This window comes from Rhodococcus sp. NPDC057135 (assembly GCF_042670865.1).
Classification (GTDB): Bacteria; Actinomycetota; Actinomycetes; order Mycobacteriales; family Mycobacteriaceae; genus Rhodococcus_F.
In genome coordinates, this window is sequence record NZ_JBHUUU010000015.1 from 24,991 (window position 1) to 40,243 (window position 15,253).

The following is a 15,253-nucleotide window of genomic DNA, read 5'->3' on the forward strand; positions in this document are numbered from 1 at the left end:
GCCCAGCCTCGCTCAGCAGGCTAAGCGCTCATCGCCGGGGAGGGATCGATTTGTCCCACGGCTTGTGTCACGAGTTCCGGTGCGGGGTCGAAGATGTCGTGAGCTGCCAGATCGATGCTGTCGACGCCGCGTACGGCTCTCTCGCATCGCTGCGCGAGATCGGCTCGGCACTCCCCTGCCTCCTCGAGCGGAGCCAGCCTGACCTTCACCTCGACGTTCTTCTGACGCAGGATCCGACGGATGGACTGACCGATCGTTTCGGTGCCGACAAAGCACGGTCCGGTGCACAGGGAACCGTCGGCGTTCTCGTATCGGATCGCCATCGGTTGAACCGGGCATTCGGCGTCGACGGCAGCTTGGAACATCGCCGGGCGGAAACCGCCGTACGCTCGGCCGCACCAGGTCGTCCCCTCGGGAAAAACCATCACGCGGACACCGCGCTGCAGGCGTTCGCGCACGACGTCGACTGTTCCGGGGAGGTCCCGCAGTCGTGCTCGATCGATGGGCACGACGCGCATCCGCCGCGCGAGACCGCCGAGCACTGCCCAGTCGAGCAGGTCGGCGCGGGCGACGAAGTTGGCCGGAGCAACGGCGCTCGCGACCAGCACATCGGTCCAGGAGACGTGACCGGCGACAACCATCACGCCTGCCGGTTCGGCGCGCCCCAACCGTTGATCGTCGACCGTGAGCTTCATCCCCAGACAGCGCAGCAACGCCCGCGAATATCCGCGTTGCATCTCCGTGCGCCAGGTGCGTGGGAGCAGCCAGCCGGCCGACAGCACCGGCGCAGTCACCAGTGCGGCACCGACCATGACCCCGCGGGCAATCACGGTGATACTCGACACACCGGGTGCGTCCGCGGGTAGACACCCGTCGCCGCAGGGGCTCGTAGGTACCCAGTACGGCACCGCCGCGGTCATCAGCCGATCCCCGACTCGTGTGCGGCGGCCGCCGATCGCAGCCGTTCGAGATAGCGCTTGTTTGCGGAGTGAAGGCCTTGCAGCGCAACAAAATCAGCCACACCGAACTCGGGATCGTGAGCAGGCTCCCCGCACATGGTCGCGCCCATCCGTAGGTAGCCGCGGAGCAACGGCGGCATCGTGAGGCGTTCCGGTGCGGCAATCTCGTCGAGCGTCCGGCCGCCGAGGACCACCGGGTTTCGAGGTGTCACCCGTCGCGAAACCGGGCTGGCGTGCTTGTTCATCACGAAGTCACGCACGCCGCGGACATCTGCGCCGGCGATGGCGTCGGGGCGCGGCAGGATGGGCACGGAAACGCAACCCATCACCCACTCGTATCCGGTCAGTTCGAGGTAGTGCAGGATGCCCGACCACATCAGGCTCAGGACGGATCCGGTGCGGTGAGCGGGATCGACGCACGCGCGACCCATCTCGACGATCCTGTTCGCCACCGGGTCGAGCGCGGAGATGTCGAATTCCGTTGCGGTGTAATACCCGCCGGCCGCCGCAGCGGAATCCGGCGGCAGCATTCGGTAGCAGCCGACGTACTCCTCGGTGATGTTGTCACGAACGAGAAGATGATCACAGAATTCGTCGAAGGCGTCGGCGTCGAGTTCGAACACCCCAGCTGTTGACGGGAGGGAGAAGCCTGGCTCGGAGGCGAACACTCGGTATCGAAGACGCTGCGCAGCGACACGATGCTCGCGGTCGGAGGAGACGATCAGGGAATATCTCGGCTGGGCGACCTCACGGCCGAGATTGTCACTCGCGGAGCGAAGGACTGACGTAATTGTCATGCGCAAGGTTTATCGAGCGCGAACGGCATCCCGGTATCGACGAAGTGACATACCGATGCAGGCCGGGTGAATAAAGCACTGTGCGCCTTTATCAACCGCGGGGGGTTGATAAAGGCGCACAGCAGATTGTGCTTTTTAGCCCTTGTGGGACTTCACAGCTTCGGTGAGCTGCGGTGCGACGTTGAACAGGTCGCCCACGATGCCGAAGTCGGCGATCTCGAAGATGGGTGCCTCTTCGTCCTTGTTGACCGCGACGATGGTCTTGGACGTCTGCATGCCGGCGCGGTGCTGGATGGCACCGGAAATGCCGAGCGCGATGTACAGCTGCGGGGAGACCGTCTTACCGGTCTGACCGACCTGGAACTGTCCGGGGTAGTAGCCCGAGTCCACAGCGGCACGCGAAGCACCGACTGCAGCGCCGAGGGAATCGGCCAGCTCTTCGACGACGGAGAACTTGTCCGCGCTGCCGACGCCACGTCCACCGGAGACGACAACCGACGCCTCGGTGAGCTCGGGGCGGTCGCCGCCGACGATGGGCTCACGCGAGGTGACCTTGACGGCACTCTCGTCCTGAGCCGGAACCTCGACCGTGATCTGCTCGCCTGCGCCGGCCTGCGGAGCAGCCTCGACGGCGCCCGGACGAACCGAGTAGACGGGAACGTCGCCGTTGGCCTTGGCCTCGACGGTGAACGCGCCACCGAAGATGGAGTGGACGCCGGTGCCGTCAGCCTTGATCTCGATGACGTCGGTCAGCAGTCCGGAGCCCAGACGTGCGGCCAGACGACCGGCAACCTCTTTGCCCTCGGTGCCGGCTGCGGTGATGACTGCTGCCGGGCTGGTGGACTCGACCAGAGCGGCGAGAACGTCGACCTTGGGGGTGACGAGGTAGCCGTCGATGTCGTCGGACTCGGCGACGTAGATCTTCTCGGCGCCGGCTGCTGCCAGCGCGTCGGCGAGCTTTGCTGCGGTGCCCGCGGGGCCGGCGACAACTGCCGACGGCTCACCGAGTGCGCGTGCAGCGGTGATGAGTTCGGTGCTGACCTTCTTCAGCGCACCCTCTGCGTGCTCTACGAGCACAAGTACTTCTGCCATGACTTAACTCTCCCTGAGTTCTTCTGCTGGATGTCTAGAAGGGCGCGATCAGATGACCTTGTTGCTGACGAGGTAAGCGGCAATCTTGGTGCCACCGTCTCCCTCGTCGGCGATGCGCTCACCAGCGGTACGGGGGGGCTTCGGGGTGGAGGACGTCACAGTGGTGCCGGCGTTGGCAACACCGACGGTCTCCGGATCGACTCCGAGGTCGGCCAGCGTGTAGACGAGAACTTCCTTCTTCTTCGCGGCCATGATGCCCTTGAAGGACGGGAAGCGCGGCTCGTTGATCTTCTCGGTGACCGAGACGATCGCGGGCAGCGAAGCCTCGAGGCCGAAGACGCCCTCGTCGGTCTCGCGCTCACCGGTGATCTTGCCGTCGGCGACGACGACCTTGCGCAGCTGCGTGAGCTGCGGGATGCCCAGGTACTCGGCGATGATGGCCGGGACAGCGCCGACGCGGCCGTCGGTGGCCTCGTTGCCGGCGATGATCAGGTCGGCAGGCTCGTCGTTCTCGAAGGTGATCTGTCCGAGAGCAGCAGCGAGGGTCCATGCGGTCTGGATCGCGTCGGAGCCGTGCAGTGCCGGGTCGTTGATGTGGACAGCCTTGTCGGCGCCCATCGACAGAGCCTTGCGGATAGCGTCGGTGGCGCGGTCGGGACCTGCGGACAGCACCGTTACCTCACCGCCCTGAGCTTCCTTGATGAGGAGTGCTTCTTCGACGGAGCGCTCGTTGATCTCGTCGAGGACTGCGTCGGCGGCTTCACGGTCAAGCGTGTAGTCGCCGTCGGTCAGCTTGCGCTCGGACCATGTGTCGGGGACCTGCTTGATCAAAACAACGATATTCGTCATGGGTCTTCGTCGACCTCCTGTGTGTAATTCACCTGATAAATCGTCTGTGGTGCTCGCGCAGTCCGAGCGTCCGAAAAGAGAGTCCGACAGGTCTCCCTACGGGCGGATTTCTCGGTTCACGTCGGCTGTGCGTTAGATTACCCCACGTTAAGTTACCGGTGGGTAACTTAACGTGGAACCTCGTCCACCATAACGGCACGAACAGGAATTGACAGCAGTGATCTGGACCACGGCGAACACGTTCTACTCGGATGGCACTAATCTCGCACGGGTGAGTGAAACGAGTGTCAGCAACCACGAGGACGCACCCCTGCCCCTGACGGGCGAACGAACGGTGCCAGGAATCCCCGAGGAGAACTACTGGTTCCGACGCCACGAAGTGGTGTACCGCGCACTTCTGGAGCGCTGCACGGATCGCCGAGTCCTCGAAGCCGGATCCGGAGAAGGCTACGGCGCCAACATGATTGCCGACGTCGCAACGAAGGTTACCGGCCTCGACTACGACATCTCCGCGGTCGAACACGTCCGTGCCCGCTACCCCCGCGTCGAGATGCTTCACGGCAACCTCGCCGAGCTTCCACTGGCCGACAACTCCGTTGACGTCGTCGTCAATTTCCAGGTGATCGAGCACCTGTGGGATCAGGGTCAGTTCCTGCGCGAGTGCTTCCGAGTTCTCGCTCCCGGCGGTGAACTTCTGATCAGCACCCCCAACCGGATCACCTTCTCCCCCGGCCGCGACACGCCGCTCAACCCTTTCCACACTCGTGAGCTCAACGCCGCCGAAATGACCGAATTGCTCGAAGACGCCGGATTCCGCGTTCAGTTGATGACCGGTGTGCACCACGGTTCGCGTCTGAAGGAACTCGACGCCAAGCACGGCGGATCGTTCATCAATGCGCAGATCGACCGCGCGCTGGCCGGTGAGCCCTGGCCGGAAGATCTCACCCGCGACGTCGAGGGCATCACCGTCGACGATTTCAGCATCAGCGAACCTGACATCGACGACAGCCTCGACCTCGTCGCTATCGCCGTGAAAGACGCCGCTGCGATGGACGCTGCCGTGAAGGAAACCGGCGAGTGAGTAACGCAACACCCGTCACCGAACCGGGGATGTTCGCCCTGGTTCTGCACTCGCATCTGCCGTGGCTCGCCAACCACGGCAGATGGCCCGTCGGCGAGGAATGGATCTACCAGTCCTGGGCTGCGTCGTACATTCCGCTCGCCGCCGCACTACGACGCCTGGCCGACGAGGGCCGATCGCACTTGCTGACGCTGGGAATCACGCCGGTACTCGCAGCCCAGTTGGACGATCCCCACTGCCTCGCCGGAATGCATCACTGGCTCGGCAACTGGCAGATCCGCGCCCACGAGGCCGCCGGCATGCCGGACGCAGCGCACCGCGAACTCGGAGCGCGCGAACACCGGGCGTCAGCAGCCGCTCTCGAAGATTTCGAGACTCACTGGCAGCACGGTGCCTCGCCGGTATTTCGCGACCTCATCGATCGTGAGGCCTTCGAGCTTCTCGGCGGGCCGCTGGCCCATCCGTTCCAACCACTGCTCGATCCCCGCTTGCGCGCCTTCTCCCTCCGCGAAGGTCTCGCCGACGCGCATGCCCGGTGGAACCACACCCCTACCGGGATCTGGGGACCCGAGTGCGGGTACACCCCGGGCATGGAGCGCGGTTACGCCGAAGCCGGCGTCACTCACTTCATGGTCGACGGCCCCGCCCTGCGCGGCGACACGTCCCTCGGCCGACCGGTTCGAGAATCCGACGTCGTCGCTTTCGGTCGCGACCTGCAGGTCAGCTACCGTGTCTGGTCCCCCAAGTCCGGATACCCGGGCCACGCTGCCTACCGCGACTTCCACACCTACGACCACGCGACAGGCCTCAAGCCGTCGCGGGTCACCGGACGGACCGTCGACTCCGCCGACAAGTTGCCGTACGACCCCGATCTCGCCGCTGCCGCCGTCGACAAGCATGTCGCCGACTTCGTCGACACCGTTCGGGCGCGTCTGCGCAGTGAATCCGCCCGCATCGGCCGCGACGCCCTCGTCGTCGCCGCTTTCGACACCGAACTGTTCGGGCACTGGTGGCACGAAGGTCCGCAGTGGCTCGAGAAGCTCCTGCGCGCGCTCCCCGAAGCCGGAATCCGCGTCGGCACCCTCGCCGACGCCAAGGCATCGGGATACGTCGGCGAACCCGTTCAGCTCGAGGACTCGTCCTGGGGATCGGGTAAGGACTGGCGCGTGTGGGCCGGCGATCAGGTATCCGACCTGGTGCAACTGAACTCCGAAGTGGTGGAGACCGCGCTCGGCACCGTGGACAAGTCTCGCGGACGCGACAACGCACCCGGACGACCGGAACTGCGAAACCGCGTCAACGATCAGGTACTTCGCGAGACACTGATGACAGTTTCGAGCGATTGGGCATTCATGGTGAGCAAGGATTCGGCCGCGGGGTACGCCCGCGAACGTGCGCACAAGCACGCCCATGCGACCAGGGAAATCTCCGAAGCGCTGGTATCCGGCCGCGATGCCGTCGCCGTGCGACTCGCCGAAGGCTGGAATCGCGCCGACGGGTTGTTCCCGGGACTGGATGCTCGCCGTCTACCTGACACAGAACTGAGTCCGTCGTGAAAATTCTCATCGTCTCGTGGGAGTACCCACCGGTCGTCGTCGGCGGGCTCGGTCGACACGTCCACCATCTCGCCACCGAATTGGCAGCCGCGGGCCACGAGGTCGTGGTGCTCTCACGCCGCCCGTCCGGCACCGATTCATCGACCCACCCGACAGTCACGCACATTTCCGAGGGCGTTCTCGTCGTCGCGGTGGCCGAGGACCCGGCGCACTTCGTCTTCGGTGAGGACATGCTCGCGTGGACCCTGGCCATGGGCCATGCGATGGTCCGTGCCGGGATGGCGCTGCACAAGCCGGGCGTCGGCGAAGGTTGGCAACCTGATGTGGTGCACGCGCACGACTGGTTGGTGGCACATCCGGCGATCGCTTTGGCCGAATTCTACGACGTACCACTGGTTTCCACGCTTCACGCCACCGAAGCCGGTCGGCACAGCGGTTGGATCTCCGGCCGAATCAACCGCCAGGTTCACTCCGTCGAATGGTGGCTTGCAAACGAATCCGACTCTCTCATAACCTGTTCGGCGTCAATGCAGGAAGAAGTGACCGAGCTCTACGGCCCGACGCTTCCACCGATCACCGTCATCCGCAACGGAATCGACGTGACCACGTGGAACTTTCGCGAACGAGGACCGCGATCCGGACCGCCGAAACTCCTCTTCGTCGGCCGCCTGGAATACGAGAAGGGTGTGCAGGACGCCATCGCGGCACTCCCCCGTATCCGTCGTAGCCACCCCGGCACGACCCTCGCGATCGCAGGCGAAGGTACCCAGTTCACCTGGCTCTACCAACAGGCACGCACGCATCGCGTCGCGCGGGCCGTCGACTTTCTCGGCAACCTCGATCACACCGAACTGCTCAGCTGGCTGCACGGCGCGGATGCCATCGTCCTGCCGTCGCGCTACGAGCCGTTCGGGATCATCGCCCTCGAAGCGGCGGCAGCCGGCACTCCGTTGATCACGTCCACCGCAGGCGGACTGGGCGAGGCCGTCGTCGACGGCGTGACAGGCATGTCCTTCCAACCGGGCGACATCGCCGGACTCACCTCGGCAGTTCGCGAGGTTCTCGACGATCCCGCCGGGGCACAGGAGCGGGCCGTGGCCGCCCGGGCACGCCTGACGTCGGACTTCGACTGGCATCAGGTCGCCGAGGAGACTGCGCACGTCTACGCGGGCGCAAAGCGTCGGGTGCGGCAGCCGCTGGCACGTCCGCAGATACCCGAGCGTCCGCTACCTGGGCGCTGACCTCAAAGGGTCGGGAGCGGCGCGGTGAAGCGAGAACTCGCATCCCCGAGCAGATGGCCTGGCGGCAGCATCCGACCGCACAGCACCAGCAGCAGATCCTGCACCGCTCCGTGGACCTCGGCGCCCGCACCGTATTCCCAGTCCCGGTCGTCGGCGCGCAACCGCGCGCCGTCGAGGTCCGTCCCGAAATACTTCACCGTTTTGGGTGAGAGGCCGCCGAGGACGCGGCTGAGCCGGTCTTCCGGCACCACGTAATCGTCGCCGAGTGCCACGCGAATGTCCTGACCGTGGATCACGTCGTGCGAGAGCGCGCCCTCGAAGCCGCCGCCCGGCGGCTTCCACGGGTGTGCGACGTTGTCACGAAGCGAGGCGAGTAGTTGTTGCTCACCAACTTCCGACGCGTCGGCGAGCGCTCGCCGATTCGACATCTTGTTGAAATTTCCGCGTGACTTGACCATTTCCACGACGAATCGCGGCGCCGAGTATCGGTACGGCATGGTGATGTGCGCGATCACTTCGCGGACGCGCCACCCGTCGCACAGGGTCGGCGCGTTCCACTGCTCTGCGCTCAGGCTTTCGAGAAATTCCACCAGTTCGCGGCGCTGCGCCACGACCCATTCGGGTGTCTGTTCGCTCATGTCGGCACTCCTTTCACCGACGCAGACTTTCGGCGCCGATACCGATACAGACCGGTGCCGGCGCCGAAAGTAATCGCGGGCTCTGTCGAAAATTGACTTACGACGTCGACGACGCGTCGGCAGCGTCTGCGGCAGCCTTCTTGCGCGCGATGTCCTCGAGCGCGGCGACATACTTCGCGCGATCGGCAGCGCCGGCTTCCCAATCGGACTTGCGGTTCTTGACCGCCTTCGCAGGCGAGCCGACGGCGATGCTGTAGTCCGGGATGTCTCCCTTGACGACGGCGTGGGCCCCGAGGACACAACCACGTCCGACGCGGGTGTTCCGCAGCACGGTGACCTTGGCGGCAACCCAGGTGTCCGGGCCGATACGGACGGGGCCCTTGACGATGCCCTGGTCCTTGATCGGTGTGTTGATGTCGTCCATGCGGTGGTCGAAGTCGCAGATGTAGCACCAGTCGGCTACGAGCGTCGAAGCACCGATTTCGATGTCGAGGTAGGTGTTGACGACGTTGTCCTTGCCGAAGACGACCTTGTCGCCGATGCGCAGCGAGCCTTCGTGGCACCGGATCGCATTGCCGTCACCGATGTGCACCCAGCGCCCGATCTCGAGGCGGGACAGGTCGGGGGTGGAATGGATTTCGACGTTCTTGCCGAGGAACACCATGCCGCGCAGGATCACGTGCGGGTTGGCCATCTTGAACTTGGCGAGACGGTAGTACCGCACCAGGTACCAGGGTGTGTACGCCTTGTTCGCCAGAACCCATTTGAGGGAATCGACCGTCAAGAACTTGGCCTGATCGCTGTCGCCTCGGCGTGATCCCCGCCATCGAGTGCGCAACGGTGCGCCCCACATGCTCGTCATGAGTGTTCAGCCTACGTGGGGCCGACTCACCGACCCTCGGGGTGTGCCCCGTCACGTTGCCCCGGTCGGGATAGTCTCTGGTCCGGGCTTGTGCAGTTGTCGAAGGCTCTTGACGAAGTGAAGGCAGGGAGATTGTGATGCGGCGGGTCCTACGGTCGTCCGTGATGGTGTCGACGGCGATCGCTGCGGTCCTGATCGCCGGTTGCGGCAGCGACGACGGCCGGGTGGACCGGTACGCGTCGGCGGGTTGGCCGGCCATGCATGCCGACGCACGCAACAGCGACACGAGTCCGGTCACCGGATCACGCGATATCGAGTTCGCGTGGTCACGACCCCTCGGCGGTCCGGTTGCCGCGTACGCCTCGGTGGCCGCGAACGGCCAGAGCTTCGTCACCGCCCGCACCGAGAACGGCTGCAATCTCTTTTCGTTCCAGATGGATTCGGGTCGCAAGAAGTGGTGCGCTCGACTCAACGACGGCGTAGTCGCCTCGACGCCCATCGTCGACACGGCCACCAATGTCTACGTCGGCGAGAGCGGCGCAATGATGTCGTTCACCGAGACAGGCCAATTACGTTGGCGCACGCTTGTTGTCGGTACCCCGCTCTCGTCGCAGTTCACCGGCGACGGGAACCTGCTGTTCATCACACAACTGGGCCAGATCAACGTGCTCAACCCGCAGACCGGCGCAAAGGTTCTTCCGTCGTTCGACCTGATCCCGCCGCCGTCGATCGACCAGGGCGCGAACGCAGAACTCATTCCCGACAACAAGGGTTTGAACGAGTGCTTCCTCGGCACGTCCGGCTGCCCGGTGGCCAATACTCCGGCAGTCGACCTGGGCACCGGCAAGTTCTACTTCACCTTCTACGGGCCCAGTTCTCAGGCTGCCGATCTGGTCGCCATGAAGTACACGGGCGGCGACAATCCGTCCATCACCCGTGAGTGGTCCACCGATGCGCTTCCCGGTGGGACTGCGTCGAGCCCGGACCTGTCGAAGGACGGCAAGACCGTGTACGCCACCGACAACAACGGATCACTCTGGGCGGTGGACGCCGAAACCGGTGACCCGCGGTGGAGTTACGACATCGGCTTCAACTCGGCCGGCAGCGCCTCGACGTCCGACGACGGCCTGATCATCCCCGCCGGCGGCGACAAGGGGCATCTCCTTGCCGTGCGCGACGAGGGAGATCATGCCGAACTGGTCTGGGAGCGTAAGGACCTTCTGCAGCTGGGTGTTCCGGCACAGACCGCCGGAAACACCGGATACACCGTCGTACGTGAGGGTGAGAACGGACTGAGCCTGATCACCTTCGACACCGAAACCGGCGAGACGGTGGATCAGGACACGTTGCCGGGCGCGGTCGGCTTCACCGTCGGCACTTCCATCGGACCCAAGGGTGAAGTGTTGACGCCCAGCGCAATCGGTGAGCTGTTCGTCTTCAAGTGATCTAGCGGGATGCCTCACAGATGAAGGCCGACGCAGATCGTCCGATCCGAACGATCACGACGCTCAGCGCGAGCGAGCCTTTCAGCTTGAGCCGCGGACGCAGCGCTGCCGGATCGACGTCGACTCCCCGCACCAAAATTTCGGCGACACCGCAGTCCCGTTTGGCCAGCGTCTGCTTGAGCAGTTTCTCCGAGTACTTGATCTGCTCGAGGATCCGGAATCCGCGAACGCCCTCAGGGACACTGTCACCTGTCAGATAAGCGATCCGCGGATCCAGTTGCCACAGGCCGTGTCTGGCCGCGTAGTGGCGCACGAGGCCCGCGCGCACTACCGCCCCGTCCGGGTCGACGATCCACTCCCCCGGTGCCTGCTCCGGGATGACGTCATCCTCGGCGTCGGTGATCGCCCAACCGGTCCCGTCGGAGCGAAGCACCGACGCTCGACGCGTAACGCCGGACTCGGCCAGCCCCGAAGACCACAGGCAGGCTTCCTTGACACCGCCGTCGAGCGAGACGACTTCGACTTCGCCCGCCCAACCGAGATTGTCGAAATCGAGTCCGGGAGCGCACTTCACGGCGAGATCTCGCCCGGAGTACGCCTCGATGAGGTCTGGTAACGGCGGCATCAGCGCTGCGGGATCATGAGTGCGGCGACCACCCGATCGCCTTGCAGGATCTGCCAGTACGACGGTTTCGCGGGTCGTCGGGCGGAGAGCGTCGGCGCGCAACAATGCTGCACTCGGCACATTGCGCTGCGCCATCGCCAGCCGAACGGAATCGATGTCGCTGCCGATCACGCGATGCGCAACGCCGGTCAATGCGTGCAGTTCGGCGCCGATGGAGCACGTCACGTCATGGACGTCGCGACCGATCAGACGCTGCGCACGGTGGGCCGCGACAACGCCAGGAGTGGCTTGTTGCATCGCGTCGTCCGTGAACAACCACTGCTCACTGCCCGGCAGTTTGGCGGCCGCCTTGCGCCGAAGTAGGACGGTGTCCACGAGCGCGGGCATGTGATCACCGAAACGCGTACGCGCCCGGCCGATGTCGGCCAGACGCGTACGCGTGGACAGTTCGAGCTGATCCACCTCGGCCAAGGCCGCTACGCCGGAATCACTTCCGAGATAGTCGACGTCGCCGAGGGTGAAGTCATAGCCCAATTCAGTTTCCGGGCTTCACGCCGGTGATCATGACGTTGTAGAAGAATCCGCGAGGAACGACGTGGCGGAGTACCTTCTCGTCGACCCAGCTGAGCGTCTTCCAACCACCGAAAGCGAAACGCCCCCAGCCCCAACCGAGCTTCTCCGGCGGAACAGCCGCCTCGAAGGTGCGAACAGGCCAGCCGAGAAGCGCCGCGGCGAACTCCTCGGTGGCAGCGTGGACCTGATCGGCGCCGGCGGACTTCGCCATGTTCTCGAGGTCCGTGGGGTCGAACGTGTGGATGTCGACGACAGCTTCGAGAGCTGCTGCGCGGGAGGACTCGTCGAGCTCTTCCTGCGGGCGACGCCAGTCTGCGAGGAACGGCAGCTTGGTCACGCGAGTGGTTGCTTCCCACGTCGCGCGGCCGAGCCAGCGAGCGTAGAAGTTGCCGACAGTGGTGGGCTCACCGGCGAAGACGAAACGTCCGCCGGGCTTGAGGACACGAAGGACCTCACGCAGCGACTTCTCGACGTCCGGAATGTGGTGCAGCACGGCGTGGCCGACAACCAAGTCGAAGGTGTTGTCCTCGTACGGAATGGTCTCGGCGTCGGCGACACGGCCGTCGACCGGCAGGCCGAGGCTCTCGGCATTGCGCAGCGCGACCTTGACCATGCCGGGAGAGAGGTCGGTGACCGAACCGGTTTTGGCGACTCCACCCTGCATCAGGTTGAGGAGGAAGAATCCGGTGCCGCAACCCAGTTCGAGGGCGCGCTCGTACGGGAGCGGCTGGTCGCCCGCGACGGCGTCGAAACGACCACGTGCGTAGTCGATGCAGCGCTCGTCGTACGAGATGGACCACTTGTCGTCGTAAGTTTCGGCTTCCCAGTCGTGGTAGAGCACCTGGGCGAGCTTGGTGTCCTTACGAGCGGCCTCGACCTCTTCGGCCGTGGCGTGCGGCCGCGGCGCGGGGTCGACTACCGAGGTGTCGGTAGCGGCGGGCGGCGTGACGGTTGCGTCGTCATTCGGGCTGGCTGTCATGGCGGCTATCCTACTCGCTGGTAAGAGATGAACAAGTTCTAGTTTAGGGGAGCCTACTCGCCCGTGAACTCGGCCTTGCCCGGACCGTTGGCGATGAACGACTCCATGCCGATCGTCTGATCCTTGGTCGCGAACAATCCGGCGAACAGATGCTGCTCGATCTTGAGGCCGGATTCCAGGTCGGTGTTCAGACCCTCGTCGATGGCCGCCTTGGCAGCAGCCAACGCGCGCGACGCACCTCCGACGAACTGCGAGGCCCACGTACGGGCTGCGGTGTAGACATCGTCAGGAGCGACGACCTCGTCGACCAACCCGATGGCCAACGCCTCGTCAGCCCCGACGAAACGGCCGGTGAAGACCAGATCCTTGGCCTTGGCCGGCCCGATCAGGCGAGCGAGGCGCTGCGTTCCGCCGCCACCGGGAATGATTCCGAGCAGAATCTCCGGAACTCCGAGCTTGGCGTTGTCTCCGACAATCCGGCGATCGGCCGAAAGTGCAACTTCGAGTCCGCCACCGAGTGCGTATCCGGTGATCGCGGCAACGGTCGGCTTCGGGATGGACGCCACGGCGCCGAGCCCTGCCTGCATGCCACCGATCGCGTCACGGATCTGGCCGTAGTCCATCTCGGCCATTTCCTTGACGTCGGCGCCGGCAGCGAAGACCTTCTCCCCGCCGTAGACGATGACGGCCTTGACCGCCTTGTCGACGGTCGCAGCGTGTGCGGCAGCTGCCAACTCGTCCTGCACCTGACGGTTCAGTGCGTTCATGGGCGGGCGCGCCAGACGGATGGTGCCGATGCCTTCGGAAACTTCGAGAGTCACAAATTCAGCCATGATCGAGAATCTACTTTGCCGCCTTGATCGACCACGGATGCGGTCCGGCGGTGTAGTAGCCGTCCTGGTTCGGGAATTCCACGCGCAGGGTTTCCTCGTCGGTGATCAGCGTAGGCAGGATGACGGGGATCTCCGGCTCGGCTGCGAGTATCTCCGCCACCGAGCTGAACTTGGCCAATTCGGTCAGCTGACTCCATGTCGGCGGCAACAGGATGCTGCCACCCTCACGCCAATGCGCAAGAGCGTCCTGCGGGCTCTGCCAACGAACCTCGGCGGCCTCGGAGGTGACTCCGTCCGCAATCTGTCCGGTCGGTGACGCCGCGACGAAGAAGCGCGTGTCGTAGCGGCGGGTCTCGCCCACCGGCGTGATCCAGTTCGCCCACGGCCGCAGCAGATCCGTTCGCAGGACCAGGTTCTCCTTTTTCAGGAAATCACTGAACGACAGCTCGTGCTTTTCGAGGGCAACCCGGTCCTGCGCGTAGCCGGCCGTGTCTGCCACGACGGTGCCTGCGGTCGGTCCGGCGAGCAGGACGCCGCACTCCTCGAACGTTTCCCGAACCGCAGCCAAGACGAGGGCCTTCGCCCGAGCCACATCCGTGCTGAACCGCTCGGCCCACCACTCGACCGACGGGCCGGCCCACTCGACCTCGGCCGTCGCGTCGGACTTGTCGACGCCGCCGCCGGGGAAGACCGTCATGCCCCCGGCAAACGCCATCCCCTGTACTCGTTGAAGCAGGAAGATCTCGATACCGGATTCGGCATCGCGCACCAAGATGACGGTCGACGCGTCCTTGGGCTCGGGGACAGCGTTTGCATTCTCGTTAGCCATGCTTCGCGAACCTACGCGATCTGTGATCTGGGCCGCATTTCAGGTCCCACTGAAGCTCACGCGCGATGAGCTCCGGACGGCCTCGCGCGGCGCGCGAAGTATCGGCCGTCCGCCTTGTCGAGGCTGATGGACTGGCTGAATGCCGCGCTCAGATTTTCGGCAGTGATGACGTCGTCCAGAAGGCCCTGGGAGACGACCTCACCTTCCTTGAGAAGGAGTGCGTGAGTGAATCCCGGCGGGATTTCCTCGACGTGATGGGTGATCAGAACGGTTGCCGGGGCGTCCGGATCGGCAGCCAGTTCGGCGAGCCTGGCCACAAGTTCCTCACGGCCACCGAGATCGAGGCCGGCTGCCGGCTCGTCCAGAAGAAGAAGCTCGGGATCAGTCATCAAGGCGCGCGCGATGAGGACGCGCTTGCGCTCGCCTTCCGAAAGCGTCCCGTACGTCCGATCCGCCAGGTGCTCGGCGCCGAGGCTTTCGAGCATCTCCACAGCACGCGAGGTGTCCATGGATTCGTACTCCTCGCGCCACCGACCGAGAACGGCGTAGCCCGCCGACACGACGAGGTCGCTGACCTTCTCGTCGCCGGGAACCCGGTTTGCCAGCGACGACGAGGACAATCCGATTCGCGGGCGCAACTCGTTGACGTCGACCTTGCCGAGAACTTCACCGAGGAGGTGGGCAGAACCACTGGTCGGGAAAGTTTCACCGGCCGCTATTCGCAGCAGCGACGTCTTGCCGGCGCCGTTGGGCCCGAGCACCACCCATCGCTCGTCGAGCTCCACTTTCCAGGTGACGGGACCCACGAGAGTGGACCCTCCCCGGCGGATGAGTACGTTGTCGAAATCGATGAGCAGATCTGGATCAGGTAGCGGCACCCGAACATCTTCCCGC

15 protein-coding genes are annotated in these 15,253 nt (G+C 64.8%); 4 read left to right on the top strand and 11 right to left on the bottom strand.

Annotated elements, in window-relative coordinates:
- Positions 1-20 precede the first annotated feature (20 nt).
- The 4 genes from ACFT1A_RS24555 to ACFT1A_RS24570 form a co-directional block, all read right to left on the bottom strand.
- The gene (locus ACFT1A_RS24555; protein ID WP_378449127.1) at positions 21-920 is read right to left on the bottom strand and encodes a lysophospholipid acyltransferase family protein; all 900 of its coding nucleotides are present in this window, start codon (positions 918-920) and stop codon (positions 21-23) included.
- Positions 920-1,756 (bottom strand): GNAT family N-acetyltransferase, encoded by an 837-nt coding sequence (locus ACFT1A_RS24560; RefSeq protein ID WP_378449128.1) that lies wholly within the window; start codon positions 1,754-1,756, stop codon positions 920-922. Before ACFT1A_RS24560 ends, ACFT1A_RS24555 begins: the two co-directional genes overlap by 1 nt.
- Before the next feature lie 135 nt (positions 1,757-1,891).
- Positions 1,892-2,848 (bottom strand): electron transfer flavoprotein subunit alpha/FixB family protein, encoded by a 957-nt coding sequence (locus ACFT1A_RS24565; RefSeq protein WP_003944698.1) that lies wholly within the window; start codon positions 2,846-2,848, stop codon positions 1,892-1,894.
- Between the two features lie 48 nt (positions 2,849-2,896).
- On the bottom strand, positions 2,897-3,697 hold the full coding sequence (locus ACFT1A_RS24570; RefSeq protein WP_019747906.1) for an electron transfer flavoprotein subunit beta/FixA family protein: 801 nt from the start codon (positions 3,695-3,697) through the stop codon (positions 2,897-2,899).
- A 271-nt stretch (positions 3,698-3,968) separates the two neighbouring features.
- Between ACFT1A_RS24570 and ACFT1A_RS24575 the strand changes: the two genes are divergently transcribed.
- From ACFT1A_RS24575 to ACFT1A_RS24585, 3 genes are read left to right on the top strand one after another with little or no spacing between them, the layout of a single operon-like run.
- Positions 3,969-4,778, top strand: coding sequence for a class I SAM-dependent methyltransferase (locus ACFT1A_RS24575; RefSeq protein WP_378449129.1), 810 nt, complete (start codon positions 3,969-3,971; stop codon positions 4,776-4,778).
- Between the two features lie 29 nt (positions 4,779-4,807).
- Complete coding sequence (locus ACFT1A_RS24580; protein ID WP_378449215.1) at positions 4,808-6,334, top strand: 1,4-alpha-glucan branching protein domain-containing protein; 1,527 nt, start codon at positions 4,808-4,810, stop codon at positions 6,332-6,334.
- A complete protein-coding gene (locus ACFT1A_RS24585; RefSeq protein WP_283303686.1) occupies positions 6,331-7,575 on the top strand; it encodes a glycosyltransferase family 4 protein in 1,245 nt (414 codons plus the stop codon). Before ACFT1A_RS24580 ends, ACFT1A_RS24585 begins: the two co-directional genes overlap by 4 nt.
- A gap of 2 nt (positions 7,576-7,577) precedes the next feature.
- Here ACFT1A_RS24585 and ACFT1A_RS24590 read toward each other — a convergent pair whose 3' ends face one another.
- Together ACFT1A_RS24590 and ACFT1A_RS24595 are read right to left on the bottom strand one after the other, a co-directional pair.
- Entirely contained in the window at positions 7,578-8,213 is a 636-nt protein-coding gene (locus ACFT1A_RS24590; RefSeq protein WP_378449130.1) for a maleylpyruvate isomerase family mycothiol-dependent enzyme, read from the bottom strand.
- A gap of 97 nt (positions 8,214-8,310) precedes the next feature.
- Complete coding sequence (locus tag ACFT1A_RS24595) at positions 8,311-9,075, bottom strand: acyltransferase (protein ID WP_283303684.1); 765 nt, start codon at positions 9,073-9,075, stop codon at positions 8,311-8,313.
- Positions 9,076-9,212: 137 nt separating this feature from the next.
- Here ACFT1A_RS24595 and ACFT1A_RS24600 point away from each other — a divergent pair, with 137 nt between their 5' ends.
- On the top strand, positions 9,213-10,520 hold the full coding sequence (locus ACFT1A_RS24600; RefSeq protein ID WP_378449131.1) for a PQQ-binding-like beta-propeller repeat protein: 1,308 nt from the start codon (positions 9,213-9,215) through the stop codon (positions 10,518-10,520).
- Position 10,521: 1 nt separating this feature from the next.
- On the opposite strand, the gene ACFT1A_RS24605 is transcribed toward ACFT1A_RS24600, so the two are convergent.
- Genes ACFT1A_RS24605 through ACFT1A_RS24625 form a run of 5 tightly spaced genes read right to left on the bottom strand, consistent with a single transcriptional unit; the run spans position 10,522 to position 15,237 of the window.
- On the bottom strand, positions 10,522-11,679 hold the full coding sequence (locus ACFT1A_RS24605) for a class I SAM-dependent methyltransferase (RefSeq protein ID WP_378449132.1): 1,158 nt from the start codon (positions 11,677-11,679) through the stop codon (positions 10,522-10,524).
- 1 nt (position 11,680) lies between these two features.
- Positions 11,681-12,697, bottom strand: coding sequence for a class I SAM-dependent methyltransferase (locus ACFT1A_RS24610; protein WP_003944733.1), 1,017 nt, complete (start codon positions 12,695-12,697; stop codon positions 11,681-11,683).
- A gap of 53 nt (positions 12,698-12,750) precedes the next feature.
- On the bottom strand, positions 12,751-13,530 hold the full coding sequence (locus ACFT1A_RS24615) for an enoyl-CoA hydratase/isomerase family protein (protein WP_230812784.1): 780 nt from the start codon (positions 13,528-13,530) through the stop codon (positions 12,751-12,753).
- Positions 13,531-13,540: 10 nt separating this feature from the next.
- The gene (locus ACFT1A_RS24620; RefSeq protein WP_378449133.1) at positions 13,541-14,359 is read right to left on the bottom strand and encodes an NUDIX hydrolase; all 819 of its coding nucleotides are present in this window, start codon (positions 14,357-14,359) and stop codon (positions 13,541-13,543) included.
- Between the two features lie 56 nt (positions 14,360-14,415).
- Positions 14,416-15,237: an ABC transporter ATP-binding protein gene (locus ACFT1A_RS24625; RefSeq protein ID WP_003944728.1), complete on the bottom strand. Its 822-nt coding sequence runs from the start codon at positions 15,235-15,237 to the stop codon at positions 14,416-14,418.
- Positions 15,238-15,253 lie beyond the last annotated feature (16 nt).